27 protein-coding genes are annotated in these 25,235 nt (G+C 57.0%); 14 read left to right on the top strand and 13 right to left on the bottom strand.

The window, feature by feature from the left end:
• Window position 1: 1 nt before the first annotated feature.
• Both AAC599_RS05745 and AAC599_RS05740 read right to left on the bottom strand, forming a co-directional pair.
• The gene (locus AAC599_RS05745; RefSeq protein ID WP_340149449.1) at window positions 2–511 is read right to left on the bottom strand and encodes a hypothetical protein; all 510 of its coding nucleotides are present in this window, start codon (window positions 509–511) and stop codon (window positions 2–4) included.
• A 30-nt stretch (window positions 512–541) separates the two neighbouring features.
• Window positions 542–1,114 (bottom strand): TIGR02444 family protein, encoded by a 573-nt coding sequence (locus AAC599_RS05740; protein WP_340149448.1) that lies wholly within the window; start codon window positions 1,112–1,114, stop codon window positions 542–544.
• Window positions 1,115–1,264: 150 nt separating this feature from the next.
• On the opposite strand from AAC599_RS05740, the gene AAC599_RS05735 reads away from it, so the two are divergent.
• Window positions 1,265–1,474, top strand: a complete 210-nt coding sequence (locus AAC599_RS05735; protein ID WP_340149447.1) for a DUF465 domain-containing protein — start codon at window positions 1,265–1,267, stop codon at window positions 1,472–1,474.
• Between the two features lie 38 nt (window positions 1,475–1,512).
• On the opposite strand, the gene AAC599_RS05730 is transcribed toward AAC599_RS05735, so the two are convergent.
• Window positions 1,513–2,250, bottom strand: coding sequence for a GGDEF domain-containing protein (locus tag AAC599_RS05730; RefSeq protein ID WP_340149446.1), 738 nt, complete (start codon window positions 2,248–2,250; stop codon window positions 1,513–1,515).
• 195 nt (window positions 2,251–2,445) lie between these two features.
• On the opposite strand from AAC599_RS05730, the gene purE reads away from it, so the two are divergent.
• Together purE and AAC599_RS05720 are read left to right on the top strand one after the other, a co-directional pair.
• Window positions 2,446–2,934, top strand: coding sequence for a 5-(carboxyamino)imidazole ribonucleotide mutase (gene purE, locus AAC599_RS05725; RefSeq protein ID WP_340149445.1), 489 nt, complete (start codon window positions 2,446–2,448; stop codon window positions 2,932–2,934).
• Between the two features lie 11 nt (window positions 2,935–2,945).
• Window positions 2,946–4,034: a 5-(carboxyamino)imidazole ribonucleotide synthase gene (locus tag AAC599_RS05720; RefSeq protein WP_340149444.1), complete on the top strand. Its 1,089-nt coding sequence runs from the start codon at window positions 2,946–2,948 to the stop codon at window positions 4,032–4,034.
• 3 nt (window positions 4,035–4,037) lie between these two features.
• Here the strand turns inward: AAC599_RS05720 and AAC599_RS05715 are convergent, their stop codons facing one another.
• The 4 genes from AAC599_RS05715 to AAC599_RS05700 all read right to left on the bottom strand — a co-directional run bounded on the left by AAC599_RS05715 (window position 4,038) and on the right by AAC599_RS05700 (window position 10,209).
• Entirely contained in the window at window positions 4,038–4,772 is a 735-nt protein-coding gene (locus AAC599_RS05715; RefSeq protein ID WP_340149443.1) for an SDR family oxidoreductase, read from the bottom strand.
• Window positions 4,773–4,858: 86 nt separating this feature from the next.
• Entirely contained in the window at window positions 4,859–6,481 is a 1,623-nt protein-coding gene (locus AAC599_RS05710) for a SulP family inorganic anion transporter (RefSeq protein ID WP_340149442.1), read from the bottom strand.
• A gap of 108 nt (window positions 6,482–6,589) precedes the next feature.
• The gene (locus tag AAC599_RS05705) at window positions 6,590–8,317 is read right to left on the bottom strand and encodes an adenylate/guanylate cyclase domain-containing protein (RefSeq protein WP_340149441.1); all 1,728 of its coding nucleotides are present in this window, start codon (window positions 8,315–8,317) and stop codon (window positions 6,590–6,592) included.
• 80 nt (window positions 8,318–8,397) lie between these two features.
• Window positions 8,398–10,209 carry a methyltransferase domain-containing protein gene (locus AAC599_RS05700; protein WP_340149440.1) on the bottom strand — a complete coding sequence of 604 codons (1,812 nt, stop codon included), beginning with the start codon at window positions 10,207–10,209 and terminating at the stop codon, window positions 8,398–8,400.
• Between the two features lie 238 nt (window positions 10,210–10,447).
• Here AAC599_RS05700 and AAC599_RS05695 point away from each other — a divergent pair, with 238 nt between their 5' ends.
• Both AAC599_RS05695 and AAC599_RS05690 read left to right on the top strand, forming a co-directional pair.
• Window positions 10,448–11,176, top strand: a complete 729-nt coding sequence (locus AAC599_RS05695) for a TorF family putative porin (protein WP_340149439.1) — start codon at window positions 10,448–10,450, stop codon at window positions 11,174–11,176.
• Between the two features lie 205 nt (window positions 11,177–11,381).
• A complete protein-coding gene (locus AAC599_RS05690) occupies window positions 11,382–12,389 on the top strand; it encodes a hypothetical protein (RefSeq protein WP_340149438.1) in 1,008 nt (335 codons plus the stop codon).
• A 96-nt stretch (window positions 12,390–12,485) separates the two neighbouring features.
• Here AAC599_RS05690 and AAC599_RS05685 read toward each other — a convergent pair whose 3' ends face one another.
• Complete coding sequence (locus tag AAC599_RS05685; protein ID WP_340149437.1) at window positions 12,486–12,932, bottom strand: MaoC/PaaZ C-terminal domain-containing protein; 447 nt, start codon at window positions 12,930–12,932, stop codon at window positions 12,486–12,488.
• Window positions 12,933–13,081: 149 nt separating this feature from the next.
• On the opposite strand from AAC599_RS05685, the gene AAC599_RS05680 reads away from it, so the two are divergent.
• The 3 genes from AAC599_RS05680 (at window position 13,082) to AAC599_RS05670 (ending at window position 15,901) form a co-directional block, all read left to right on the top strand.
• Window positions 13,082–13,378, top strand: a complete 297-nt coding sequence (locus tag AAC599_RS05680) for a hypothetical protein (RefSeq protein ID WP_340149436.1) — start codon at window positions 13,082–13,084, stop codon at window positions 13,376–13,378.
• Between the two features lie 70 nt (window positions 13,379–13,448).
• Complete coding sequence (locus AAC599_RS05675; protein WP_340149435.1) at window positions 13,449–14,144, top strand: glutathione S-transferase family protein; 696 nt, start codon at window positions 13,449–13,451, stop codon at window positions 14,142–14,144.
• A 170-nt stretch (window positions 14,145–14,314) separates the two neighbouring features.
• Window positions 14,315–15,901: a BCCT family transporter gene (locus tag AAC599_RS05670; protein ID WP_340149434.1), complete on the top strand. Its 1,587-nt coding sequence runs from the start codon at window positions 14,315–14,317 to the stop codon at window positions 15,899–15,901.
• Window positions 15,902–16,002: 101 nt separating this feature from the next.
• Here the strand turns inward: AAC599_RS05670 and AAC599_RS05665 are convergent, their stop codons facing one another.
• The gene (locus tag AAC599_RS05665) at window positions 16,003–16,893 is read right to left on the bottom strand and encodes a hypothetical protein (protein ID WP_340149433.1); all 891 of its coding nucleotides are present in this window, start codon (window positions 16,891–16,893) and stop codon (window positions 16,003–16,005) included.
• Between the two features lie 92 nt (window positions 16,894–16,985).
• On the opposite strand from AAC599_RS05665, the gene AAC599_RS05660 reads away from it, so the two are divergent.
• Window positions 16,986–17,399 carry a deaminase gene (locus AAC599_RS05660; RefSeq protein WP_340149432.1) on the top strand — a complete coding sequence of 138 codons (414 nt, stop codon included), beginning with the start codon at window positions 16,986–16,988 and terminating at the stop codon, window positions 17,397–17,399.
• Window positions 17,400–17,411: 12 nt separating this feature from the next.
• Here AAC599_RS05660 and AAC599_RS05655 read toward each other — a convergent pair whose 3' ends face one another.
• Entirely contained in the window at window positions 17,412–18,089 is a 678-nt protein-coding gene (locus AAC599_RS05655; protein WP_340149431.1) for a COQ9 family protein, read from the bottom strand.
• Between the two features lie 9 nt (window positions 18,090–18,098).
• Window positions 18,099–18,656 (bottom strand): peptide deformylase, encoded by a 558-nt coding sequence (gene def, locus AAC599_RS05650; RefSeq protein ID WP_340149430.1) that lies wholly within the window; start codon window positions 18,654–18,656, stop codon window positions 18,099–18,101.
• A gap of 163 nt (window positions 18,657–18,819) precedes the next feature.
• Between def and rpsU the strand changes: the two genes are divergently transcribed.
• Window positions 18,820–19,020: a 30S ribosomal protein S21 gene (rpsU, locus tag AAC599_RS05645; RefSeq protein WP_161316574.1), complete on the top strand. Its 201-nt coding sequence runs from the start codon at window positions 18,820–18,822 to the stop codon at window positions 19,018–19,020.
• Window positions 19,021–19,131: 111 nt separating this feature from the next.
• On the opposite strand, the gene AAC599_RS05640 is transcribed toward rpsU, so the two are convergent.
• The gene (locus tag AAC599_RS05640) at window positions 19,132–19,953 is read right to left on the bottom strand and encodes a helix-turn-helix transcriptional regulator (RefSeq protein ID WP_340149429.1); all 822 of its coding nucleotides are present in this window, start codon (window positions 19,951–19,953) and stop codon (window positions 19,132–19,134) included.
• Window positions 19,954–20,100: 147 nt separating this feature from the next.
• On the opposite strand from AAC599_RS05640, the gene AAC599_RS05635 reads away from it, so the two are divergent.
• The 3 genes from AAC599_RS05635 (at window position 20,101) to AAC599_RS05625 (ending at window position 22,308) form a co-directional block, all read left to right on the top strand.
• Window positions 20,101–20,505 (top strand): hypothetical protein, encoded by a 405-nt coding sequence (locus AAC599_RS05635; protein ID WP_340149428.1) that lies wholly within the window; start codon window positions 20,101–20,103, stop codon window positions 20,503–20,505.
• A gap of 331 nt (window positions 20,506–20,836) precedes the next feature.
• Window positions 20,837–21,289: a hypothetical protein gene (locus AAC599_RS05630; protein ID WP_340149427.1), complete on the top strand. Its 453-nt coding sequence runs from the start codon at window positions 20,837–20,839 to the stop codon at window positions 21,287–21,289.
• Entirely contained in the window at window positions 21,286–22,308 is a 1,023-nt protein-coding gene (locus AAC599_RS05625; protein WP_340149426.1) for a serine/threonine-protein kinase, read from the top strand. Before AAC599_RS05630 ends, AAC599_RS05625 begins: the two co-directional genes overlap by 4 nt.
• 69 nt (window positions 22,309–22,377) lie before the next feature.
• On the opposite strand, the gene AAC599_RS05620 is transcribed toward AAC599_RS05625, so the two are convergent.
• Window positions 22,378–23,025, bottom strand: coding sequence for a hypothetical protein (locus AAC599_RS05620; RefSeq protein WP_340149425.1), 648 nt, complete (start codon window positions 23,023–23,025; stop codon window positions 22,378–22,380).
• Window positions 23,026–23,230: 205 nt separating this feature from the next.
• Here AAC599_RS05620 and AAC599_RS05615 point away from each other — a divergent pair, with 205 nt between their 5' ends.
• The gene (locus AAC599_RS05615; RefSeq protein ID WP_340149424.1) at window positions 23,231–25,225 is read left to right on the top strand and encodes an ATP-binding protein; all 1,995 of its coding nucleotides are present in this window, start codon (window positions 23,231–23,233) and stop codon (window positions 25,223–25,225) included.
• Window positions 25,226–25,235 lie beyond the last annotated feature (10 nt).

Raw genomic sequence — 25,235 nt, 5'->3', positions numbered from 1 at the left:
CCTATTTGCCGAGTTTCTGGAAGATTGCATAATAGAGATTCTCGCATGTGAGGACGATGCCCTCCCGCTGGCGTTCTGGATAATTGGGATCACTCACCCGACTACTACTGCAAGTGCCAATGCAGGCGTCGAGCGGGCGGCCTATCTTTATCGTGGTCTTCACTGCCTTTTTCGCCTTGCAATAGGCAACCTTGTCCGGCATCAGGGCGATGCGCTGAGCAAGCGTCATGCTTTTTTCCGGGCGCGGCGGAGGTGGCGGATTGGCGGCAAGCACCCGCTGATGCTCAGCGTTGCATTGCTGCACGGCGGTCGCATCTTCCGCATTCTTGGTGGCCGTCGCGCAGGCCTGGGCGCAGCTCTTGTCCTTATGGATGGCGCAGAATCGTGCCTGATCCCGCATGACAAGAGCCAGTTCCTTCGGCTGCTGTTGACCGACTGACTGGCTGCTCGCCGGGATCGCCAGCAGGGACAGAACGCTTGTTATCAAAAGGAATGTCTTACGCTGTCTCATGAACTCTTCTTCTTTTCTTCTTGTTGGGGACTAGATATGGGGGCCGAACAGGCCGGTCAGCCGCGGCTCGGCATCGGGGAAGGCCTGCCGCCAGATCAGCAGCAGGTCCGACAGATCGTCGGTATCAAGGGAATCGGTGACCCGGCCGAGATAGGCCGCGAGATTATCGGCCGCTGCCTCTCCGCGCTCACTCGCGCCGAAGGAGCCGGTCGCGGGTCGCGTCAGCAGATCATTGAGGAATATTAGCTCCATATGCTCGGCGAACAGCTCGCCATCCGCAATGCCGCGCCGGAGCTCGTTGCCAAGACGGGCATCGGCGGGGGCAATCGGTCCCTTGAGATAGCGGCGGACATGACGCAGCGGCGCCACCACCTCGGCCTGCCAGCGCGCGGCGGCTGCGATCCCGGCATCAAGCTCGTCCTCCGCGAGACGGCCCCGCCCGCTCGCCGCCGTCCAGATACAGAACATCAGGAGATTGACATCGAGGCTGCGCCGCTCCTGCAATCTGAGGCAGGCCTCGGCGACGGGCGCGTCGCTATAGAGCCGGATGGCATAGTCCCAAAGCTGACTGGGCGGAAAAACCGCTGAGGAAAAAATCGCCATTTGCCACAGCGCCCCTTCTTCAAGTAATATGACCTATGCTAGGATTGTCCCGGGAAAAGCGGTAAAATACTGATAATCCTGATGCAATACCCTTTATAGGGTAGCATAGCTGTCGCTTCATTGGAAAAAAGTTGTCGGAGTGCCTTTCATATGGCGGAAATTGATGAGCAGGAAATGCTCAGGGCGAAACTGGAACAGCTGAAAACCGAACATGGAGACCTTGACCGGGCGATCGATGCCCTGATTGAGAGCGGCAATTACAACTCGCTGCAGCTTCAGCGGTTGAAAAAACGCAAACTTATCCTGAAGGACCAGATTTACCGCGCGCGAAATACCCTGCTGCCCGATATCATCGCCTGATCTTTAACTTCCGCCGTCCCCAAACAGGTAACCCGCGCTTACGCGCCGCGGCGGTCCTCGCTGCCGTGCTTTTCCTTGTACATTGCGCTATCCGCGGCGCTTAAGGTCTGCTCCGGGTTTTCCCCGGCACTGATCGGGACAATGCCGGACGAGAGGCTGGTCGGCAGCGCCGCGCCTTTCCAGATGATCGGCTTTTCGGCAAACAGCTTGGGCAGGCGGTCGATCAGATGCCGGGCGTCCTGCGGTTTCGTCCGCGCGAGGATCAGGCCGAATTCATCGCCGCCGAGGCGCCCGACGATATCGGTGTCGCGCACGCTCTCTTTGAGCCGCATCGCCACCTGCGAGAGCACATAATCTCCCGCCTCATGACCGAGGCTGTCATTGACTGACTTGAACTGGTTGAGGTCGATATAGACAAGGCTGGCTTCGGTCTGGTACCGCTCCACCGAGGCTTTCACCCGCGACAGTTCCCGCACGAAGGCGCGGCGATTATAGATCGGCAGCAACGGGTCCTGATCGGCCACCAGCTCGGCATCATTGAGCCGCCGGGTCAGGTCCCTGATTGACTGACGCAGGTTTTCCACCTCCGTCATCAGGGTGGTGATCGCCTCCTGTACGCGGGGCGTGAGTTCGTTGTCCGGGATGCCAAGGACGGAGGCGCTGTCGTTGATGTCCCGCGCCGGAGCGGTAAAGCTGGCGCTTGTCTTTGTGGATGATTTCCGGCTGTCCCCGGCTGCACGCGTCGGCCTGCTCTGTCCGCCTGGCTCGATTTTCATAGATCCCCCGATCCCCTGATCCCAATAATTTTACCAAACTTTAGAGTAAATTAACTGAAAATTCAAAGAATTCTCGTTATAAAAGGCGCTTTTCCGGCACCTGGCAACGCAGGGTCAACCTTCCCTTGCGTCTTTGAACCGCTTGCCTATAATCGCGGGCTTCAAACCGCCAGGGGTCAAAACAGGGAACATCGAATGACCAAACGGGACGCTGAAATCGGGATCATCATGGGCAGCCAGTCCGACTGGGAAACCATGAAGAATGCCGCCGATATACTGGACAGGCTGGACATTCCCTATGAGACGAAAATCGTCTCCGCCCATCGCACGCCGGACCGGCTTTATGAATATGCGACCCATGCGGCGGCGCGCGGGCTGAAGGTGATTATCGCCGGCGCCGGTGGCGCGGCGCATCTGCCGGGCATGACCGCCGCGATGACGCCGCTCCCCGTCCTTGGCGTGCCCATTGAGAGCAAGGCGCTGAAAGGCATGGACAGCCTGCTCTCCATCGCGCAGATGCCGGGCGGTGTTCCCGTCGGCACCCTCGCCATCGGCAAGGCGGGCGCAATCAATGCTGGCCTCCTCGCCGCCCAGATTCTCGCGCTCAATAACGAAACCTACGCCAAGGCCGTCGAGGACTGGCGGGCGCAGCAGACCGACAGCGTCGCCACAGACCCACAATAAGGTATCCGGAAATGACAGTAATCGCGCCCGGCGGACATATCGGAATTCTCGGTGACGGCCAGCTTGGCCGGATGATGGCCATTGCGGCCGCGGAAATGGGCTATTTCGTCCATGTCTATGGGCCTGAGGAAGACAGCCCCGCCGCCCAGGTCAGCCACCGCTCCACCGTTGCGCCCTATGGCGACAAGGCGGCGCTTGAAAAATTCGCCAAAAGCGTCGATGTGGTGACGCTGGAATTCGAGAATATCCCGACCGACACGCTGGAATTCCTGAACACGCTGGTGCCCGTGCGCCCCAATGCGAAGGTGCTGGAGATCACGCAGGACCGATTGTTCGAAAAAAGCTTCATCAACAATCTCGGCATCGGCACGGCGGTCTTTGCCAATGTCGAATCCATCGACGAGCTGGTCCTCGCGATCAAGCAGGTCAAGCTGCCCGCCATCCTGAAGACCCGGCGGCTCGGCTATGACGGCAAGGGCCAGGTCAAGATCACCGGCAGCAGCGACCTTGACGAGGTCTGGAAGGAAATGAAAGATGCGCCCTCCATCCTTGAAGGGTTCGTCAATTTCAAGATGGAGATTTCGGTGATCGTCGCCCGCAGCACGCAAGGCGAGATTGCCTGTTACTGCCCGGTCGAGAACCGCCACAAGAACCATATCCTCGATATCACGCTGGCGCCCGCCGACATTCCGAAGCGGCTCGTGGACAAGGCCGTCGAGATTGCCGGGAAGATCGCCGCCAAGATCGACCTTGTCGGGATGATCGCGGTCGAGATGTTCGTGACCAAGGACAACCAGATCCTCGTCAACGAGCTGGCCCCGCGCCCGCATAACTCCGGCCACTGGACGATCGAGGGTTGCGCCACCAGCCAGTTCCGCCAGATCATCCGCGCCGTCTGCGGCCTGCCGCTGGGACAGCCTGAGCGCCATTCAAACGCGGTGATGAGAAACCTGATCGGCGATGATGTCGAGACATGGGGCGCCCTTCTGGAGGATGCGGAGAACAGCCTGCATCTCTATGGCAAGGCCGAGGCCCGTGAGGGCCGCAAGATGGGCCATGTCACCAAGCTATTCCCCTTGAGTCAGAAACCGAAAGCCTGATCCTCAGATCGCCCAGCCGCCCGAGAAATAGAGCACCTGACCGGTGATATAGTTCGACTTGTCGGAGGCGAGGAAGAGAAGATAGTCGCCCGCCTCCTCCTGCGTGCCGAGACGGCCAAGCGGGATCTGCGAGGTGATTTTCTTGAATGCCGCCTCGTTTTCCAGCAGTTCCTTCGGAAAATAGTCCGGGCTCTCGATGAAGTTGGGCGCCAGCGCATTCACCTGGATATTATGGCGCGCGAGCTCCTTGGCGAGCGTCTGGGCGAGCGCATTGGCCCCGCCGCGCGCCGCCACATACATCGAATAGTTCGGGATGCCGTTTTTCGGCGCAGCGGAGGAAATGAACAGGATCTTGCCCCGCCCCGCCGCCTTCATATGTTTTGAGGCCGCCTTCGCGAAATGAAAGCCGCGCACCATCAGCCCTTCCAAGGTGCGGCGGAACTCCTCGACATCCGCCTCGTCAATCGCCGACTTGATCGCCGGATAGGCGTCATTATTGATCATCACATCGATCCGCCCCTCGGCGGCAACGACCTTCTCGACCAGTTCCGTCGGGTCCTGCTCAGCGAGCGGATGGACGCCGGGGATTTCGGTCTCGAAGGCGTCCCGCGCCGCGGCATCGCCAAAGGCCTCGTCGTGGGCATAGACCGTGGCCCCCTCGCCGATCATCACGCGGCAGCCGGTTTTGCCCAGGAAATGCAGGGCATCTGTGATCAGGATGACTTTGTTTTTCAGCATTGTTGTTATGTCCCGATTGTGGTGTTTTTTATGGAAAGCCAACAATAGGACCTGCCCCGGCAAAGGCAAGAGCGAACTTGGGCCGTCTAGTGACCGCCGCCCATTATGCCGGTCTTGACGGAATAATCCACGGCAAGGCCATAGACCGGGTCATCGTCGGAATCGACCATCAACTGTCCGGCGCGATTGAGGAGGCGGTGGCAGTCGCGCGACAGATGGCGCAGCTGCACCTCCTTGCCGAGCGCCTGATATTTCGAGGCCAGCACCTCGATCGCCTGCAGGGCCGACTGATCGACGACACGGCTGTTCATAAAATCGACGATGACAATGGCCGGATCGCCCTTGATGTCGAAAATCTCGGCAAAGCCGTCGGTGGAGCCGAAAAAGAGCGGCCCCTCGATCTTGTAGACCTTCTCCCCGCCCGGCAGGATTTCCGTCCCCGCATGGATGCGGCGCGCATTGTTCCAGGCATAAACGAGCGCTGAAACGATGACCCCGACGACCACGGCCACCGCAAGATCGGAGAGCACCGTTACCGCCGTTACCAGAATGATCACTAGCGTATCGGCAAGCGGAATGATCCGCATGATGCGCAGGCTCTGCCACGCGAAAGTGCCGATCACCACCATGAACATGACGCCAACCAGCGCCGCGAGCGGGATCTGCTCGATCAGCGGCGAGGCAAAGAGGATGAAGACAAGCAGAAAGAGCGCCGCGGAAATGCCGGAAAGCCGCGTCCGCCCACCCGATTTCATATTGATCATCGACTGGCCGATCATGGCGCAGCCGCCCATGCCGCCGAAGAACCCGGTGACGGTATTGGCGAGGCCCTGCGCCATGCATTCCTGCGATGCGCCGCCGCTTTGTTCCGTGATCTCGCCGACAAGGTTGAGCGTCAGCAGACTCTCGATCAGGCCGATGGCCGCGAGGATCAGGGCAAAAGGAAAGATAATCTCCAGTGTCTCAAGCGTGATCGGCACCATGGGGATGTGAAAGTCCGGCAGGCCGCCCTTGATGGAGGCCAGATCACCGACCCGCGGTACATCGATGCCAAAGGCAATGACGATCGCGGCGATAATGGCAATGCCCGCGAGCGGCGCCGGAATGGCTTTCGTCACCTTCGGCATCCCCCAGATAATCACCATGGTCGCCGCCACAAGGCCGAGCATGGTCACAAGCGGCGTGCCGCTCATCCAGACAACCTCGCCGTAGGTGTCGACGGACTTGAACTGGGTGAGCTGCGCCATGAAGATGACGATGGCAAGGCCGTTGACGAAGCCGAGCATCACCGGATGCGGCACCAGCCGGATAAACTTCCCAAGGCGAAAAGCCCCCGCCAGCAACTGCAATATCCCCATCAGCACAACGGTCGCAAAGAGATACTCCACCCCGTGCAGCGCGACCAGCGAGACCATCACGACAGCAAGCGCCCCGGTCGCGCCGGAGATCATCCCCGGCCGACCACCGATCAGCGCGGTGACCAGCCCGACGATAAAGGCCGCATAGAGCCCGACCAGCGGATGTACCCCGGCGACAAAGGCGAAGGCAACCGCCTCCGGCACCAGCGCGAGGGCAACGGTCAGGCCGGAGAGAAGCTCCGTCTTGAGGCGGTCCGGGGTAAAGCGGACGGGGGCCGCGTTATTACGTCCGCCGGAAAACAGGCCGGTGACGGCGGCAAGCGTTGGCTTGATCACGTGATAGGCTTCCATGTCTGGGAAATGTCAAATTCGCGCCGACCATAGGGGAAGCGGCCCCTCAAGAAAAGGCTTTTTATTGCAGCGCAGCAATTGACCGGAAACACAGCGGGCGCCAACAGACTATTTCGGCAGGCCCGCCGCGATCAGATCCTTGCGCAGCTTGTGGCGGATAAGGGGATCGCGCCAGCATTCCTTCTTGATGAATTCGGCGGCCGTCAGTTCCTTATTTACAGCCAGCGCCTTCTGCATCACGATTTCCGCCTCATCCTGCCGTCCGAGTTCAATCAGCGCCGCACAGCTATAGAGCCTGCTCCGCGACGTTTGCGAAGGAAGTTCCGTCAGGGCCTGCACGGCCTGATCAAACCGTCCGGCGCTAAAATGCGCGATCCCGCGTTCCTCGATACACCAGACCGGCAGCAGCCCGTCCAGCTCCTCAGCCTTTTTAAGAAGTTCCAGTGCCTTATCCGGCTCGCCGATGAAACTATAGAAGGCCGCCGACCGGGCGAGGATATATGCATCTGACGGACTCAGTGCCATCGCCCGCTCATGATGATATTTCGCCGCCTCGAAATTGCCCTCCAGCATCTGGATTGACCCCATGATGCGCTGAGCCTCCGGGTTGTTGGCATCCAGTTCAAGTGCCTTCTCGATGAAGCTTTTCTCTTTCGTCAACTCGAATTCCGGCAGCCAGGACGCCGCGCAGATCCGCCAGGCATAAGCGGGCCCATAGCTTGGATCTTCCTCAATCGCCTTGTCGAACCAGCGGACGGCCTGACGCGAGTTATCATAGGTAATACCGCCGATACGATGCAGATCTAACCCCCGTAGCATGAAGTCATAACCATTCATATTCTCCGGCGGTTTGCGCCGGGCGGCCTCGATCGCGTCCGCCTCCACCCGGCCAAGAATTGTCGCGGCGATCTGGGTCGTCATGGTGTCGAGCAATTCGAACAGATCGGCGAACTGACGTGTAATCCGGTCTGTCCAGACGGCGATACCGGTCTCGCCATTGGTCAGCTCAAGCGAAAGCCGGACCTTGTCACCGAGCCGCCGCACCTGCCCTTCCAGCACATAGGTCACGCCGAGATCATGGGCGACCTCGGAAGGACTGGCCTTTGTCTCCAGATAGGCGAAACTGGCGCTGCGAGAGGCGACATGCAGCTTCTTGAACCGGGCAAGCTCCAGTATGATTTCCTCGGTCAGCCCCTCCGCAAGATAATGCTGGTCCTCGTCCCCTCCCGCCGAGATAAAGGGCAAGACGGCAAGAGAATTGGGGTGGATGGTTTTGGCTGAAGCCGTCCTCTGGCTTGGCGCCGACAGGAAGACATGGGCGCCGAGATGCCCTTTCAGCCGATAGACGCGGATCGGATCGGAAATATTCTTGAAGCGCTGCTCGCCCAGATCATCAAAGGAATAGGGCGAGTTGCGCTTGATCTGATCGAACAGGACCTGCGAGAGATGGATTGTATCTGGATCGGCCCCTTGCTGTATGCGGGCGGCGAGATTGACGCCGTCGCCAAGCAGGTCATCGCCCGACACCATGACATCCGCCAGATGCAAGCCGAAGCGCATCTTCATCTTGCTGGCGATTTCCGGCGCCAGCCCGGCAAGGCCTTCCCGGATTCCGACCGCCGCTTTCACCGCGTTAATGGGGCTTGGAAATTCCGCGAGCGCGGCATCGCCTGCGCGATTGAAAATACGTCCCCCGCCTGCGTCTACGGCCTCTGTGATCAGCTTCTGGCAAATGTCGAGATGCGCCGCCGTCTCTTCCTCGGCCATCTCCATCATACGGCTGTAGCCGACAACATCGGCGACCATGATTGTTGCGAGGCGTCGCGGAAGCGTCATTATTCGACTATCCAATTGCTGTCAGAACATCCCGACTAGTTAATTTAATATTGTCACACAGCCATGGCAATTGCGAGAGTTTACTTCTTAACCCGGCACCAGAACTGGTACATGCCGCGGAACAGCGTCGGGTTTTCCGCCTCGATCTCGGCCCAGTTGGCAAGGTCCCGTCCGCCGGGATCATCGCCATAGCGGGCGCGGTAGGCCGCCATCACCCGGCTTTCCGTAAATTCGAAGCCGAGGAAGTCCAGCCCCAGCTCCTCGATGGCCGCCTGCAGGCGCGGAATGTCGAAGCGCTGCTCATGACGGTGGAACAGGAGGTCGCGGCAGCCGCTCAAGGAGTAGAAATCAAGCTCCCGCGTGACGCCCTTCGCCGGATGATCCTCCGGCAGGGCCTGGATTTTCCGGCGCAACGTCCGCATGTCGTCGAGATCAAGGGTCTCGATCCCCTCGCCCACCATCTCGCGGACCGCAACCACATCCTGCCGTGCGCTCTCGCTGTAGAGCGCGACCTTCATCACACCGTTGGGGTCCAGCAGGTCGAGCAACCCGCGCCAGGCCGCCTCCGGATCGGCCATATGATGCAGCACGCCGCAGGCCTCGATCAGGTCGAACGGCCCGAGGCTGTCCGGCAGGTCGAGGATATCCGCCTCGGCAAAGCTGACGTTATCGATATCGAGCGCCTCCGCCTGCCGCGCACCGTAACTTAAGGACCGGCGGGAGAGGTCAATGGCGGTCACCCTGCTGTCCTTAATCCGCCGCGCCGTCCGGAGCGCATGGCGCCCGGTGCCGCAACCCGCCACCAGCACAGCCGGGGTCGCGCTTACCGGCAACGGCGGCAGCGCGGGAAAGAGCGTGCGCAGCAGCGCTGGCAACGCCGTCTCCCCGCCTGCCCGAAGGCCGCGCCAGCGCGGATAGGGGCTTTCCTCATATTGCGCGCGCACGGCGCGGGAGACGGTATCGCCGGTCGTCGAGAGCGACGGCAACGTTCCCTTCAAGATCCATTCGCGCATCTTTTCCGGCCCCATGCGCACCATCAGCTGGCCGCACCAGGGCAGCGCCGTCAGGGTCACCTCCCCCTTCTCCAGGATTTCGTCCGCCATCTCCGGCTGCAACGGAGCGTAGAGCGCCGCCAGCAGCGCACTCTCAAGGCCGGTGACCAGTGGCGGCTCTCCCGGCGGCGGTGCAATCGCATATTCACAGAGGGAGAGCTGCAGCGCGAGCAAGGCAATCACCTCCGGCTCCGCCGTCACCTCGCCGCCGAGGATAAGACGGCGCGCGGATACGACCAGCGCCTCCATATCCTCCGCAGGCAGAATGAGGTTGGCGAAGGCCGCCGCGACCACCGGCTCGGTAAGGCCTGAGTTAAAGGCCGGCCAGTCGTCCTTGCTTTCTGGCGGATGTTGCAGGCCCGGTTGCCGCCGAATGCGCGCCAGCAGCGCAACGATCATACGGTCGCTCTCGACCCCGTCGCGGCCGAGACAGCGCAGCATCGCCTCATCCCCCGGCGCGCCGAGGTCCGCCGTTCCCGCACCCGCCATCAGATCGGCCAGTTCCTGCACCGCCGCATCGGTATGTTTTTCAAGCGCCGCCGCCTTCAGCCCGGCGCGAACGGCCTCGCGATGCTTGCCCCGCTGGCCGAGGAAACGGGCATAACCGCGCCAGCCAAGGACATAACCCTTGTCCGCTGTCACCGCTGCGCGGAAGGATTTTTCCGCCGCCTGCGCCTTGCCCTGATCCTTCAGCAACAGCGCGAGATTGTAATGAGCCGGGGCAAGGTCGCGATGCTGCTTGAGAATCTGCCGATAGAGTGCCGCCGCCGCGTCCGTCTCGCCGCGCCGCTGCAACGCCGTCGCCCGGCCCATCGCCTGTTCTATTTCCGCTGCCCGCATAAAATCCCTCCAGTTTGAACGGCCAATCTAGGGGAAATTCGGCGCGACCGCCAGACGCAAGCAGAGGAAATCTGCTTAAAAATGGTGCAGCGCAGCATAATCTGATTAAATTCTGAGCCATTTACGACCCTCCCCCACCAGTAAATCAGTCTAATATATTGATTTTATTAAGTTTTAAAAACTGGCACGCCCCTTGCTGTTATTAGGATCATCAACGTGAGTAAAGGAATTGCTTTAAATGAAATATTCTAGGTTGCTTTCAACGACGGTTCTCGCACTTGGTCTCACCTCGATGGCTCAGGCAGCCCCGTTGGTGGAAGAGAGTGATGTGCCCGGTGAATTTTCCGCCAATGTCGGTTTCACTACTGATTACACCTTCCGTGGTATTTCACAGACAGATAACGAACCGGCCATTCAGGGCGGGTTCGATTATACCTACGACTTCGGCCCGGTTGCCGTCAGCGGCGGCGTCTGGGGATCCAACGTCAAATTCACGGACGCGACGGTCGAGATTGACTATTACGTTGGCGTCGGCGGCTCGGTCGACGCCTTCAACTGGGATGTCTCGGCGATTTATTACAGCTATCCCGGCGCGTCCAGCAGCCTCAACTATGATTTCTTCGAAATCGCGCCGTCCGTCGGCTATGACTTCGGCTTCGCCGCTGTCAGCGCCGGCATCAACTATTCACCCGATTATTTCGGCAGCAGCGGCGATGCCTTCTACTACAGCGGCGGCATCGATATCCCGCTCGGTGAGTATTTCACATTAAGCGGCACCGTCGGCTATCAGACGATTGACGACAATGCCGCCTGGGGCACTGACGATTATCTCGATTACGGGGTCAGCATCTCGACCGAGATTGCCGGTTTCGGCGTCAGCGCAGGCTGGACCGATACGGACCTGCCCAGCAGCCAGTGCAGCGATCTGTGCGGTATCTTCGCCCTTTCGGTGTCGCGTTCCTTCTAAGTTATTCCCGCTGGACCATGTAGAGGTCTCCCCTTCCATGGTCCTGTAACTTGGCCGTCTGACGATCCCTACTCCCGTCGGACGGCCTTTTTTTTATTCCCCGCACACAAAATATACGCCCGACCGTCATTGCGGCAGTCCCGATCAGGATTTTATCCGCCGGGGACATTTCTTTTTTTCATTAGCCTAAAAGGAAATTACCGCAATGAGGGTTAAGACCGCAGTTCAATCCGGCATTCCGATGCTGTATATCAACAACAATCATATAAAGAAAGTTACCCATCCATTCTACAAGCAACCGACCAAAGGGCTATTGCTAATACAAGATCCGAACGAAATCATGGACGAGTTGGAAAGCCACGACATTTCGCGGGTTCTCAAAAATTTGATTGCAGCAATCAAACAGCAATTCGCGAACGACTGGCCCGTCTTTATAAACGGGACACTGGATGCCGAAAACCCTTATCTCGACGAAGATAAAACCACGGACGACAAAAAAGAAGACGATGACGAAGATATTGATTTAGACGGCAACAATGAGGAGAAGGTAGATAAAAACAGCGAAAACGCTTTCCCTTCCAAAGCAACAAAGGAAGACTGGCAGCTCTGGGAAGAATTCTTCGATCTACTCATAGATAATCAGTATGCCCATCTTGTAACAAGCTGTGACACCCCCCCAAAGAACCATGCATACAAGAAACTGATCATGCCCACGATCCTCAAACATAAGTGCAATTATGTTTGGATTGGGGGTGTTAACGAAACGGCATGCTGCTATGCCGTCGGACGTATGCTCGCGCGCTATCTTTGGGCAACTGTCATTACTGAGGATGTATTCCCGGGAACGATGCCTGATTCCGCGCGATACATGGAAGATGTTGATTTGATAGCCATCGTCGATCCTGCGATCACAGCAGATGTGTTATCCGAAGTAGAAAGATATCGTGACTTACAGACAGAAAAGCCCGCGTGGGTATGTTTTCAAGGGAAATGCGACTCGAATTTTCAGGATGCCCCTGACGACGGCCTGTGTGATGTGGAAGAACTCATGGAACAGCTGAATGCACTGCAGACCGGCGCGAAGCGGGATAATAAGGGCAATTGGTATGCGGAGGCATGGCTTAACATCGACTATATCTCGGGTCCGCTCAAACCGCACGACAGTGATCAGGATGAAAAGCTATTGGATGACTTCTTGAATGACGAAGATTAAAACGGCAGACGCGGCCAGATAAAGGACGGATATATGCGGGCCATGTAACAAGAGCTTCCGCCAAGCGTGATGTGCCGGAAGCTCGGGCCTGCGCCGTCATTCCGGCCGCTCCAGCAGCAGGAAATGCGCTTTCGTGGTGAAGGCGAGCTTGCCTTCCTGCGTGGTGCAGCGAAGCACGGTATCCAGCCAGCCGCGTCCGGGTTTGGAACTCGGCCGGGTCTCCAGTATTTCCATTTCCGTGGTCAGCACATCGCCCGCATGCAGGGGCGCGAGAAAATTCAGCTCCACCCCGAGGCCGGAGGGCAGGAAATGCCATTGCTGCCAGATATGGGTCGTCGCCTTGGAGGAGAGCGCGAAGGTATAGGCGCCGCAGGCCACCACATCGGGAAAGCCCATGGCGCGGGCAGCCTCGGCATCATAGTGCATGGGCTGGTCATCGAAGCGCCGTCCGAAATCCAGCATCTCCTCACGCTCCACCGTCACCGTGGCGCCGGCGAACCGGTCGCCCTTGGCAATATCGTTGAAATAGAGTTTCCGACCCATAGTTCGCCCTCGTCTGTTTTTGTGTGAGAATAAGCCGGATTGCCCGCCGCGCAAACGGCTATTTTGACATCCTTGCGGTGTCATCTGTCACAGAGCTGCACCTTTTTCCGTCCTCATTGCCAGGAAGCAGAAACAAGATGGAGAAAGTTATGGCCCAGGTTACATTCGACCTCTCGGGCAGCAAGGTCGCGGACGTGAAGAAGATTGTCCTCTTTTCCAAGGACAAATCGAAGGAGCTGGTCACCGTCGAGGTGAAAGACGGGAAGATCGATGCCGCCCATGCCTATTCGGTCAATGCAACGGAGATTTACGTGGTGGTCATCTACAAGGGCCTGCTCGAAAATCTTGAAAAGAAGCATTACTACGATGTAAAGATCATCGGCAACGGCACCCTCGTCATCGGCGCCGACGGTCATGGCAACAGCCGGGTAAACTTCCGCCGCTGACGCTTGTCCTTGCGGTTGCGCGCCGGGGGTCTATAATCGAACTCCGCTTTACTGGGTCAGGAGGCCTCCCATGCGCGCGCTTCGCTATACGCTCGGCTCCCCCTTTGCGCGGGGAGTCCGGATTTTGCTTCATGAACTTGACCTGGAATATGAGCATCAGGCGGAGCTGACCACCCCGTCCGTGGAGGAGCGGGCGTCCGCCTCCCCCACCCTTCAGGTGCCAACGCTCTGGGACGACGGCCGGACGCTGTGGGAAAGCGGCCTCATCGCCGATTACCTGCTGACGACCTATACCCCGGCAACAGAAGGGATCGGTCTGCTCGCACCAACCATCGCCCGGCCCGGCCAGGAATGGGAGGACAAGCTGACCCTCGCCACCATCCAGACGCTCGGCACCGCCGCGACGACGATCAGCCAGATGAAATGGTCCGGCGTCCGCTGGCAGGAGAATGACTATCTCACCCGCGGGCAGGAACGGCTCCCGCATCTGCTGGGCTGGCTGGAGAGACGGCTGCCCGATGCGGACAGCGGATTTTTTGGCGACAGCGTCTCCGTTCAGGACATTTTCCTTACCTGCCATCTCAGCTTTGTCGCCAACCGGCCGCTGGAACTCGCATTGCGCGAACAGGACCATCCGCGCATTGCGGCCCTCGGCAAACGGATGGAGGCCCGCCCCTCTTTCATCGACAATCCGATCCTGTGGTGGGATCCGGATGTGATCGGGTACGGTCCCGACGGCCGGACGCCCCTGTACGCCAAAAACTGACTCATTGCGCGCCCCGCAGAATCCCCCCGTTCGCGCCCGAAAACCCGGGCCGGTTGGACATGAAGGGTCGGATTTGGTAAAGTTCGCCGCCGCCTGCGCATGTATCATGAGTATCCCGGGAAAGAATAATTTTAACGCGCCGGCTCCGGGAGGCAGAATATGGGGGAACTATGAGCGAAGACTTATATGAAACAGATTTCGAGGTTGGACAGAGCAACCTCCAGAAGTGGGGGATGGATGTTCATCACCCGGTTTTCTGGGTGTCGTCCGGTCTGGTAATTCTCTTCGTGCTCGGCGTCCTGTTGTCGCCGGAAGCCGCGAAAGGCGCCCTTGACGGCGCGAAATGGTGGTCCATTGCCGCCTTTGACTGGCTGTTCATGCTGGCAGGGAATATCTTTGTGATCTTCTGCCTTGTGCTGATCTTCCTGCCGGTCGGAAAAATCCGTTTGGGCGGGCAGGATGCCAAGCCTGAATTCAGCCGCATGTCTTGGTTCGCGATGCTGTTCGCCGCCGGCATGGGCATTGGCCTGATGTTCTGGTCCGTGGCCGAGCCCACGGCCTATTACACCGGCTGGTACGAGACGCCGCTCGGCGTCGAGGCGAGAACGCCCGAAGCGGCGAGCCTCGCCATGAGTGCGACCATGTTCCATTGGGGCCTTCACCCCTGGGCGATCTACGCGGTTGTGGCGCTGTCCCTCGCGTTCTTCTCCTATAACAAGGGGCTGCCGCTGACCATCCGCTCGGCCTTCTATCCGCTGATCGGCGATCACAGCTGGGGCTTCTTCGGCCATGTGATCGACACGGTGGCGGTGCTGGCGACGCTGTTCGGTCTGGCCACCTCGCTTGGGTTCGGGGCGCAGCAGGCCTCCGCCGGTCTTGCCTATCTGTTCGGCTTCGATGCGGGGATCAACACCCAGATCGCGGTGATCATCGTGGTCACGGCGCTGGCGCTGTTCTCGGTGATCCGCGGGCTTGACGGCGGGGTGAAGCTGCTCTCCAACATCAACATGGGCATTGCCGCCGTCCTGCTGCTGTTCGTCTTTATCGTCGGTCCGACGGCGGTCATCATCGCGACCATGGGCGACACGCTGATCGGCTATCTCGGCCAGATCGTCGCCTACAGCAACTTCGTCGGCCGCGAGGATGAGGCCTGGATGCAGGGCTGGACGGTGTTCTACTGGGCCTGGTGGATCAGCTGGTCCCCGTTCGTCGGCATGTTTATCGCCCGCGTCTCCAAGGGCCGGACGGTGCGCGAGTTCATCATCGCCGTGCTGATCATCCCGACCGTGGTTACCCTCGTCTGGATGAGCGTCTTCGGCGGCTCCGCCCTGGACCAGATCCAGAACGGTGTCGGCACGCTGGCGGGCGGCCTCGACTCGGTCGAGCTCGCGATGTTCCACATGCTGGAGAACCTGCCGCTGGCGACCCTCACCTCGGCCATCGGCATCGTGCTGGTGCTGGTCTTCTTCATCACCTCATCGGACAGCGGCTCCCTCGTGATCGACGCGATCACGGCGGGCGGCAAGGTCGATGCGCCGGTGGTGCAGCGGATCTTCTGGGTCGTCATCGAGGGTGTCGTCGCGGCGGCGCTGCTGTTTGGCGGCGGGGCCGATGCCCTGACCGCGCTGCAGGCGGCAGCGATCACGGTCGGCCTGCCCTTCACGGTGGTTCTCCTCGCCATGTGCGTCTGCCTCTATATGGGGCTCCGCCACGAGAAGATCTACGTCGTCGACGAAGCCGGCGCCCCGGTCTCGTAACCGGCAACATCCGGACAAAAGCAAGGGCCAGCGGTCGATCCGCTGGCCTTTTTTTTGCGGGTGCAAATACAGTTAGAAAATTATTGGAATTTTACCTTAAATCAATTGGCAGAGTTTTTTACGTCGTTCTTCAACTCAATTAGCTGCTGATTGCTTTTCTCAAGTTCAAGATATAATTCATTGATCTGTGCCTTAAAAGACGAGGTCAGCGCTTCGTTCGTTTCATGAACACTTTTCATTTCAGCGTCATATTGAGTTCGAAATTGTCGCAAAGCTGCACCCATTTCCGAGTTAATCTTGCGAGCTCTTTCGACTTCAGAACGATATTCGCCAGACAATTCTATTCTGTTAATTGTGAAAATCTGCTCATAACCCCAAATAAGAAAAGGTGAAGCGGCGAGGACCAACGCAATCCAAGTTAAAAAAGTTCGCGTCCTTTTACCAAATATTTGCCCTATTTCTTCTCGCGCTTTAGCCAATATCGTATCCATACCAAAAAAGTATTCACCAAATACATGATGAATTTTTTGTTTTTTATTCAGAATATATTTTTTCCTTTCCACAGATTTTTCTTCATATTTGCTGCTTACTTCGTGTTCAAAGAAGGCTAAGCGTAAAAATTCTTCTCCGAAATCTATAGTGACTTCATCGCGGCCCGATAGATTAAGTATTGTACTAGAAATCGGCCCAGACCAGCCCGGATCAATTATTCCTACATTCATAGAAAATTTGCCCATATCCACCAATGTCGTCTTTAAATGTGCAAATACAGAAATGTTAGATGGTAGAGAAATGGTTTCCGCAGAAATTACTTCGGCAATTCCGCCGGGTGGCAATCGAAAGGGTTTTCCAATTTCCCTACTATGTTCTTCACCCTTGTGGTTTAGAATTGTACCGACTGTAAGATCATATGAGGTTGATTTGTATGAATTATCCTCAGCATCAGCAATCAAACCAAGTTGGATAATTTCCTCTGATCGCAATAAAGTCATGGCATAATCCCTCCCGTTTTAACTATAGTACTTATTCAATCAGTTTAAGTCTATTAAGGATTGTATTATTGAGCAATTTATGGCCGAAAAGGATGTACGATCTGGCGCTCCATGTTTCAGGTTGGAGCAAAGATCCAAAAAGACAGGTTGGTGCAATAATTTTTAAGGACAAGCAGAACATTGTTGCTATCGGCTACAATGGGATTCCGGCACTTTTAGAAGATAAAGCTGGAAGGTTGGAAGGCGAAGCACGTTACCAATGGATTGAGCACGCGGAGAGAAACGCAATATACCAAGCGACCAAATCAGGCACCACAATAGTTGATTGCAGTATGGCTGTTACCTTGTTTCCCTGCATTGATTGTGTGCGGGCAATTCTTCAATGTGGTCTGACGCATCTGATTACCACCAGACCTGACTTCTCTGACATAAGATGGGGTGAACAGTATCGAATTTCAGTAGAAATGCTTGAAGAAGCCGGTACTAAAATTACCTATATTGATTAATTTCCTCCCCCCTCACCTATCCGTAAAATTCCGCCAGAATCTTTTCGGGCTCGGGAAGTGGGAAAAGTCGGGTTTTTCCTTGAGACGTTCGCGGCATTTGTATTTGGCCGTCTCGACCTGCATGACATTCTCGATGCGGCGGTCGAGGAATTCCCAGGTTTTCTCATGGCCCGGCGACTTGTCGGAGAGCCAGTAGAGCAAGGTTGCGCCATAGACGCCGGCGAGCGTCACGCGCTTGGTGTACCAGTTGAAATCGCTTGAGGTATCGCCCGTCGCCCACCACATGCGGCTGACCGTATTGGCCGTCAGCTTGAGGCTGAGCGGGACATTCTGCGGCAGGCTGAGGATATTGACGGCGCGGCGCACGGCCTCCTTATGCATCGCGTAAAGCTCCAGCCGGACACGGATGGCGAGCGTGATGCGCTCGCGGATTTTAAGGGAGAGCACATCGCGCTTTTCAAGCTCCGCCTCCATCGCGTCGTCCGCATTCTCGACGAACAGGCGGATCATATCCACCGCCCCGTTCGGGAAGGCGAGATCGAAGGTGGCGACATCTTCCTTGAGGTCGGCAGCGGCGGCCTTCACGGCCTTCGGGCCCCAGCCGTCGAACAGCACATGGGGCAGCACCGCCTCCATCAGGCGGGTCTGATGCTCCCGCTCGATCGTCGCATTGTCGTCGCTCTTGCTCATGACGCGCTCCTATTCGGCTGCGGATTTGCGAAGCCCCTCCATGAAGGCCTCGACTTCACTTTCATACACCAGATAGCGCATGTCTGTCATCCGCTCGGGGTATAAAATGCCGAAAAGATGGTCGCATTCATGCTGCACGACGCGGGCGTGGAAGCCGCGCGCCTCGACATCGATCGCGCTGCCGTCGAGGGCGAGGCCGCGATAGCGGATATGGGTGTGCCGCGGGACGAGGCCGCGCAGGCCCGGGACCGAGAGGCAGCCTTCCCAGCCGAGTTCCATCTCATCCGAGAGCGGCTCGATTTTCGGGTTGATCAGGACGGTGGAGGGCACGCCCTCGGCCATTTCCCCGTCCTCGCGCTGTACGCGGTCATCCGGCACCTCGAAGATGACGAGGGATTTCGAGACCCCGATCTGCGGCGCAGCGAGGCCGACCCCGCCGACCGCCTCCAGGCTCGCGCGCATATCCTCGACAAGCTGATATATATCATCGCCAAAGGGCGGAGTGAGGGGCGCCGCCACCTCGCGCAGCAGCGGATTTCCCATTTTCAGGATGTCGCGTATTGCCATAAGCCCTTCCTTTTTCGTCTCTTTTATGTTATGTACTCTTTTCTTTAAGGAATTCACCTTAAAAATGTGGTTTTCCCCTTCACAGGGGAAATGAAGCGTGCTACACCCGCGGCCACTCCGTAATCGGTTAACTTTTAGGATTTAGATAGGAGCACGATTAACTGTGCAAGTCTCTGTTCGTGACAACAATGTAGACCAGGCGCTCCGGGCGCTGAAAAAGAAAATGCAGCGCGAAGGCATTTTCCGGGAACTGAAACTCCGCGGCGCTTATGAAAAGCCGTCGGAAAAGCGCGCCCGCCAGAAGGCGGAAGCCATTCGCCGCGCCCGCAAGCTCGCCCGCAAACGGATGCAGCGCGAAGGCTGAGCAGCCTCCCCCGGTTCGCCGGGACTTACCAGCATGAAAAGCCGCACCGGCGATCCGGGTTGCGGCTTTTGGCGTTTCTGGCCGGATGTTTCCTGGAGCGCGACGCCCCGCCTACGCCTGATTTTGCGCGCGAACGGCGGCCTCGGTTTCGGCATTGGCGGGAAAGAAACTCTCGATCATGATTTCCTCCGCCGTCACATCCTGCGGGGTTCCGAAACTCGCGACCGTCGTGATCCAGGACAGGGTAACGCCGCCGATGACGAATTCCAGCGGCAGAACGGGCAGCGCGTCATGGGACGGGTTTTCGGCCGCGAAACTTTCGGGCACGCCCGGATAGTCCAGCACCTCGGCCAGCAGTTGACGAAGCGGGTCATTCTCCTCCGCGCCCTTGAGCTGCCGATGCGCGCGCTCGACAATATGCCGCGCCGCCGGTTCCCAGTCTTTCAGCACACGCCGGAGCCCGTCCGGGTGCAGCGTCAGCCGCAGCACATTCGGCGGCCCCTCCGCCCCCGCATCGCCAAGGCCGAGCAGCGCGATCAGCTTCGCTCCCGCCGCGTTAATCATCAGGATATCGAAGCACCGGTTCATCACGATCGCGGGAAAAGGCTCCTGCTGCTTCAATATGTGATCGAGGGCATTGCGCACGGTTTCAAGATGCGCATCCCCGAGGGGGCGCGCACTGTAGGCCGCCGTATAGCCCGCCGCGTTCAAGAGGCGGTTGCGTTCACGCAAGGGCAACTCCAGCGCGTCGCCAAGGCGCAGCACCATCTCCCGGCTCGCGCTTGAGCGGCCGGTCTCGATAAAGCTCAAGTGCCGTGCCGAGCTTCCCGCCTCCAGGGCGAGATCGAGCTGGCTGAGCCCCTGAACCTGCCGCCAGTGCTTGAGGAGCCTGCCAAGCTCGGGCACCGGGGTTTGCATGGCTGACGCGGTCATCGTCTCTCCTTTTCTTGTTTCCGGCATCCACAATAACCCGAAAACAAAATCAGGAACATTACCCGTGAGGTAATTGAGAAGATAACCTGTCCCCGCCATCCTGCTTTGAGTGAACGTCATGAGTCATTCAACTGAAAGGAGATCAAGATGACGGACAAGTCGAACCTGCTTCGAAACACCCTGCTGATCAATGCGGGGTCCTCGCTTCTCTTCGGAGGGGCGGCGCTCGCCTTCGCGGACCCCTTGGCACAGTGGACGGGGATCGCCTCATGGATCCTCTATGTGCTTGGGGTGGGCTTGGTGCTCTTCGCTGCCGATGTTGCCGTGACAGCCACGCGGAAACCTATTAATCCGCTGTTTGCCAAGCTCATCATTGCTGCCGACGTTGCCTGGGTGGTGGGAAGTGGCCTTTCCCTCCTGTTGTTCTCAGGCAGCCTGACGGTGCCGGGACAGTGGACGATCGAGCTTATTGCCATCGCCGTGGCTGTCCTTGCAGTCCTTCAGACCGTCGGCCTCAGGCGCCTGGGGGATCACCATCCCCGGACGGCCTGATATCCTCCGGATGACGCAGAAAGCCGCGGGGGAGACCTCGCGGCTTTCTCACACCTGATCGTTGACTTGACTACTGTAGTTTGTCACGATTAGGGAAGGCGTATATACTAGTATAGATTTTGCAAAAAGTCAAGAAATATAGGAGGGAAATTGCAAATTTGAATTGGTCTGCAAATTTTCACACAACTTAAAGTTAATCGATAAAGTTTCAATGAAGTATATATATACGTGCTTTCATAATTATTTTTTCTATTTAAAATTATATAATAGTGTAATAGGCTGTTATAATCTGCATAGTTTACACATAATAAGCTTTGAGGGGGGCTTGAAAATGACAAAAGTATTGGGATTACATTTAATTAAAGGGCAGCTTAGATATGCTGTTCTTGATGGAACAAAAAGTTCACCTAATCTGATCAAAAAAGATAGACTTTTAACTACCAGTCCATCAAATGTGCCTGCTCTGATGGACTGGTTTGACAGTCAATTTAGACAGATACTCATGCAAGATAATCCAGATAAAATTTCTTATAGGCTTACATTAGCTCCTAAGAAAGATCAGCTTTTTAGTTCCGAATTTCCACTAGGAATATTGAATCTTCTTGCCCATCAAAATAGCATAAGTATTTCTTGCTATACACCTCAAGCGTTTGTCGCATCAAAATTGAATTTACCAAAAGGAACTAATCTCTATAATTATTGCGATAGCGTATTTGGAACACATCCACCTTATTGGGATATTAATCTCAAAAATGCGATACTTGCAGCATGGTTCGAACTATGAGCCAGCTAAAATCAAAAGAAAAAGTTTACAAGTATCAAATTTCAAAGCCGTTAGGTAGTGGCAATTTTTCGGATGTATATCATGCTTTTGATAGAGCGTTAAAGGCTGAAAAAGCTATTAAAATACTAAAAAGTTCTAATCCTGACGAATTCTTAACTTGCTTACAAGAAGCACAGATACTTAATAAATGTGTAAACAAACACATCGTTGCCATTAATGAAGCGAACATTATAAAAGTTGCTGGCGTTCGCAGAGTCGTTTTGGATTTGGAATATATTCCTGAAGGGTCTCTAGAATTAGCATTGGAACAACGTTGGGTATCAATTAATGAAAGCGTAGAATATCTTCGGAACGCTTTAGTAGGGCTAGAACACGCTCATTCTGAAAACATACTCCATCGAGACATCAAGCCCGGCAACATTCTGCTCTCTCCAGGCGCCGCGAAGTTGTCAGATTTTGGATTAGCTACTGAAGTAAATATGGGAGCGACTGGGTCAGGCCAAGGATATACTACCCATTTACCCCCTGAATTTTTTGTCACAGAAACAACTAATGTACAAAGCGACATATACGCAGCGGGAATAACGTTATTTAGATCAATTAACAATATTTCGAATTGGAATGAAATCGTTGTTAACTTACCAAATTTTAATGACGTAATTGAACAGGGAAAATTGATTAAAAAAATCGGTTTCTTAGATAGCACACCAGACAAAATTAAGAGGATAGTTAGACGTGCTTGCCACGCCAACGCTCAAAAAAGATATTCTAGCGCACAAGAATTTAGACAAGACCTTGACCGGCTAAGGTTTGGTATCGATTGGGTGAAAGTCACAGAACACCAATGGCAAGCTAACGGTGAAAATGAATTTGATGTTTATGTAAATCCATCAAATAATACACTAACAGTAAAGAAGAATGGTCGAAGAATTTCAAGCCTTTGTGGGAAATTTCCGTCACTTATGGATGCTGTTAGTGCAATGAATAAGCACGTTGCAGACACGACGTTATTAATATGAACATTCCTTCTTTGCTTAAAAAAATCCTAAGAATGCCAACGGCTCCCTCGCCGCCTCCCCACATTAAACTCAATCCGCCGCGAAGCAGTAGAAGTAGCCGTTGCCGCCGGTGCTTTTGAGGGCGTCGGGGCTGCAGCCGCCGCGGCTGTCGTGGGCGGCGTTCCAGGAGGTATTCCCGCCGCCATGGCGGTCATGATGGCCGACGGTGGCGCTCCCTTCGGTTGAACTGGTCCAGTTGCGGCAGGTCTTGTCCTCGGTCACGCTTGGGAAATAGGCGGTGCCGTCGGCCATGGTGCCGGTCAGGATGTCATGCTCGTTGGGGCTGTCCCCGCGCCCCTTGATGCGGTTGCCGTTTTCATCAAGCGCCGTGCGGGCGATGATATTGGGGTTGAGATGCAGCTCGTCGAGATCGCTCGCGATCAGCTCGCCCAGCGCATTGTACCAGGGGCCGGTGCCGATCCGCTCGCGTGCCGAGATGCCGCGCTTGCCCTCTTCCTGCGTGGAGAGATAGGCGCGCCATGTCCGCGCCGGGGCGCCGGCGTCCATCGCCAGCTTGGTGCACCAGGCATCCGCCCCCTCCAGTCCGCCAAGGTCGCCGCCATTGCCCGGCCCGACGCTGGTGACGAAGAAGCCCATGGGCGGATCCTCCGCGCTGGTGGCGGGAAAGGCGGCCAGGACAAGCAGGGAAGCGACGGCTAGCGGTTTCAGCAAAGACATGGTCAAATCCTTTCAATTCGGACGCGGTGCGCGGTGATCGGGACGGCGATCCATCCCTGTAAATTAGATTTTATTGATGCAAAAAATGCAACGGGAAAGCGGCGCCCTCACAGAGTTGTGACCGGACCCGGAAAAGCTGAAAAAAGGTAAAAACTTGGGAAAGTTGTTTAGGATTTATTAAAGGTTTGTTTACTAGAATTCAGTGATGACAATGAACTCGGTGATGGATAATCTGCGGCGCGGTCTTCGGCGGCTCCCGCGTCGGACGACGCTGGTGCCGTCCGTCATTGGCGTGTTCATGGTCCTGGTGGTTGTCGCCGCCTGGGCGCTGACCCCGACATCGGAGACCGAAGGTCATGTGACCGAGGCACGGAATGATCTCGCCAATTTCGCGGCGCGGCTGGAATCCCATATCGCGACCCGGCTCGCCATCGGTGCGCAGCTCCGAGACGGGCTGGCGGAGGGGAAGATCGCCAACCGCGAGGAATTCCTCAAGCAAACCGCCTATATCCACGACCTCTTTACCGATTTCCAGGCGATCAACTGGATCGACTCCAAGGGGGTGATCCGCTGGGTCTCCCCGCTTGCGGGAAATGAAGCGGCGCAGAACCTGGATGTGCATACCGTGCCGCCTGCCGCCCTCGCCCTTACGGAGGCAGAGAAGACCGGCCGCCTGCAGGTGACCCGCCCGATCGAGCTGACCCAGGGAGGCATCGGCTTTGTCGCCTATCTTCCGATCATCAAGATGGAACGGCTGACCGGCTTCGTGAACATCGTCTTCCGAACCGAGCCGCTGATGCAGGCGGCGATGCCGGAATCCCTGCTGAGCAAGCATGAAGTCGTCCTTATGGACAAGGATCGGCGCATCTACGGCACGATCGACACCATGGCCGGGCGGGATGAGGTGTTCAGCAAATGGATCCTCATCGGCAACCGGGTCTGGACCATCAACCTGCTGCCAAAGGAAGAGACGATTGCGGCCTACGAAACGATGGTCGACGAGATCGTCCTGTTCACGCTGATCCTGCTTTGTATCGCCGTCGCCTGGTTGGCCCATCTGGCGATGGTGCGCCAGCTGAAGGTGAAGGCGAGCGACAAGCTGTTCCGGACCTTCATCGAGCATACCCCCTCTGCCATCATCATCAAGGATGCCAAGGGAAACTATATCCATGGCAATTCCCGCTGGCATGAGCTGTTCAATCCGGAGAATATCGACATCGCAGGACGGACGGCGGCGGATTTCTTCCCCAATGCCTACAGCAAGGAAGTGCAGGAACAGGAACGGCGCACCCTCGAGAGCAAGGAAATGACGGAATATGAGTATCTCAGCCCGGTCGCCGACGGCGGGATCATGCCGACGCTCGGCCATATGTTCCCGATCATCGACGATCACGGCTCCGTCACGGCCATCGGCTGCACCCTGACCGACATCAGCAGCAACAAGAAGACCGAGCAGGCGCTGCGCGATGCGCTGTTGAAGGCCGAGGAGGCAAACCAGTCGAAGTCGAAATTCCTGGCGACCATGAGCCACGAACTCCGGACCCCGCTCAACGCCATCATCGGCTTCAGCGAGATACTGACCGGTCAGTATCTCGGCCCGGTCGGCAACCATAAATATATCGAATACGCCAAAGACATCAATCACAGCGGCCGCCATCTACTGGCGCTGATCGATGAGGTGCTTGATATCTCGGCGATCGAGCTCGGCAAGCGCCAGATGGTGATGGAACCGGTCGCTCTTCTCGATCTCCTGTCGAGTTGCGTGAAATCGGTCCGTCAGCGCGCCCGCAGCCAGGGGGTCATGCTGACGTTGGTCGCGGATGCGAGCCTGCCTGTCATCTCCGCCGATGAAACCGCGATCCGCCAGATCTTTCTCAATCTCCTGACCAATGCGATCAAGTTCTCCCATTCAGGGGACAAGATCACCCTGTCCGCCGAAGCCGACGACGACAAGGTCGTGATCGTCGTGGCCGATACCGGCGACGGCATCCGGAAGGAACAGCTTCCCAAGATCACCGACCCCTTCGTCAAGGGCCATTCGAACTCCCTCATCACCCATGAGGGGGCGGGCCTCGGCCTCTCCATCGTTCAGTCCTTCGTCGCCGCCCATGAGGGCACGCTGAATATCGAAAGTGAGTTCGGCTACGGCACGCGGGTCACCGTCTCCCTGCCGCGCGACCGCAGTCGTCAGGTCGCCTGATATCCCGCGC

It is taken from the genome of uncultured Sneathiella sp. (genome assembly GCF_963976355.1).
GTDB lineage: Bacteria > Pseudomonadota > Alphaproteobacteria > Sneathiellales > Sneathiellaceae > Sneathiella.
The sequence above is the reverse complement of the archived record's forward strand: the minus strand, read 5'-3'. Positions and strand labels throughout refer to the sequence as shown.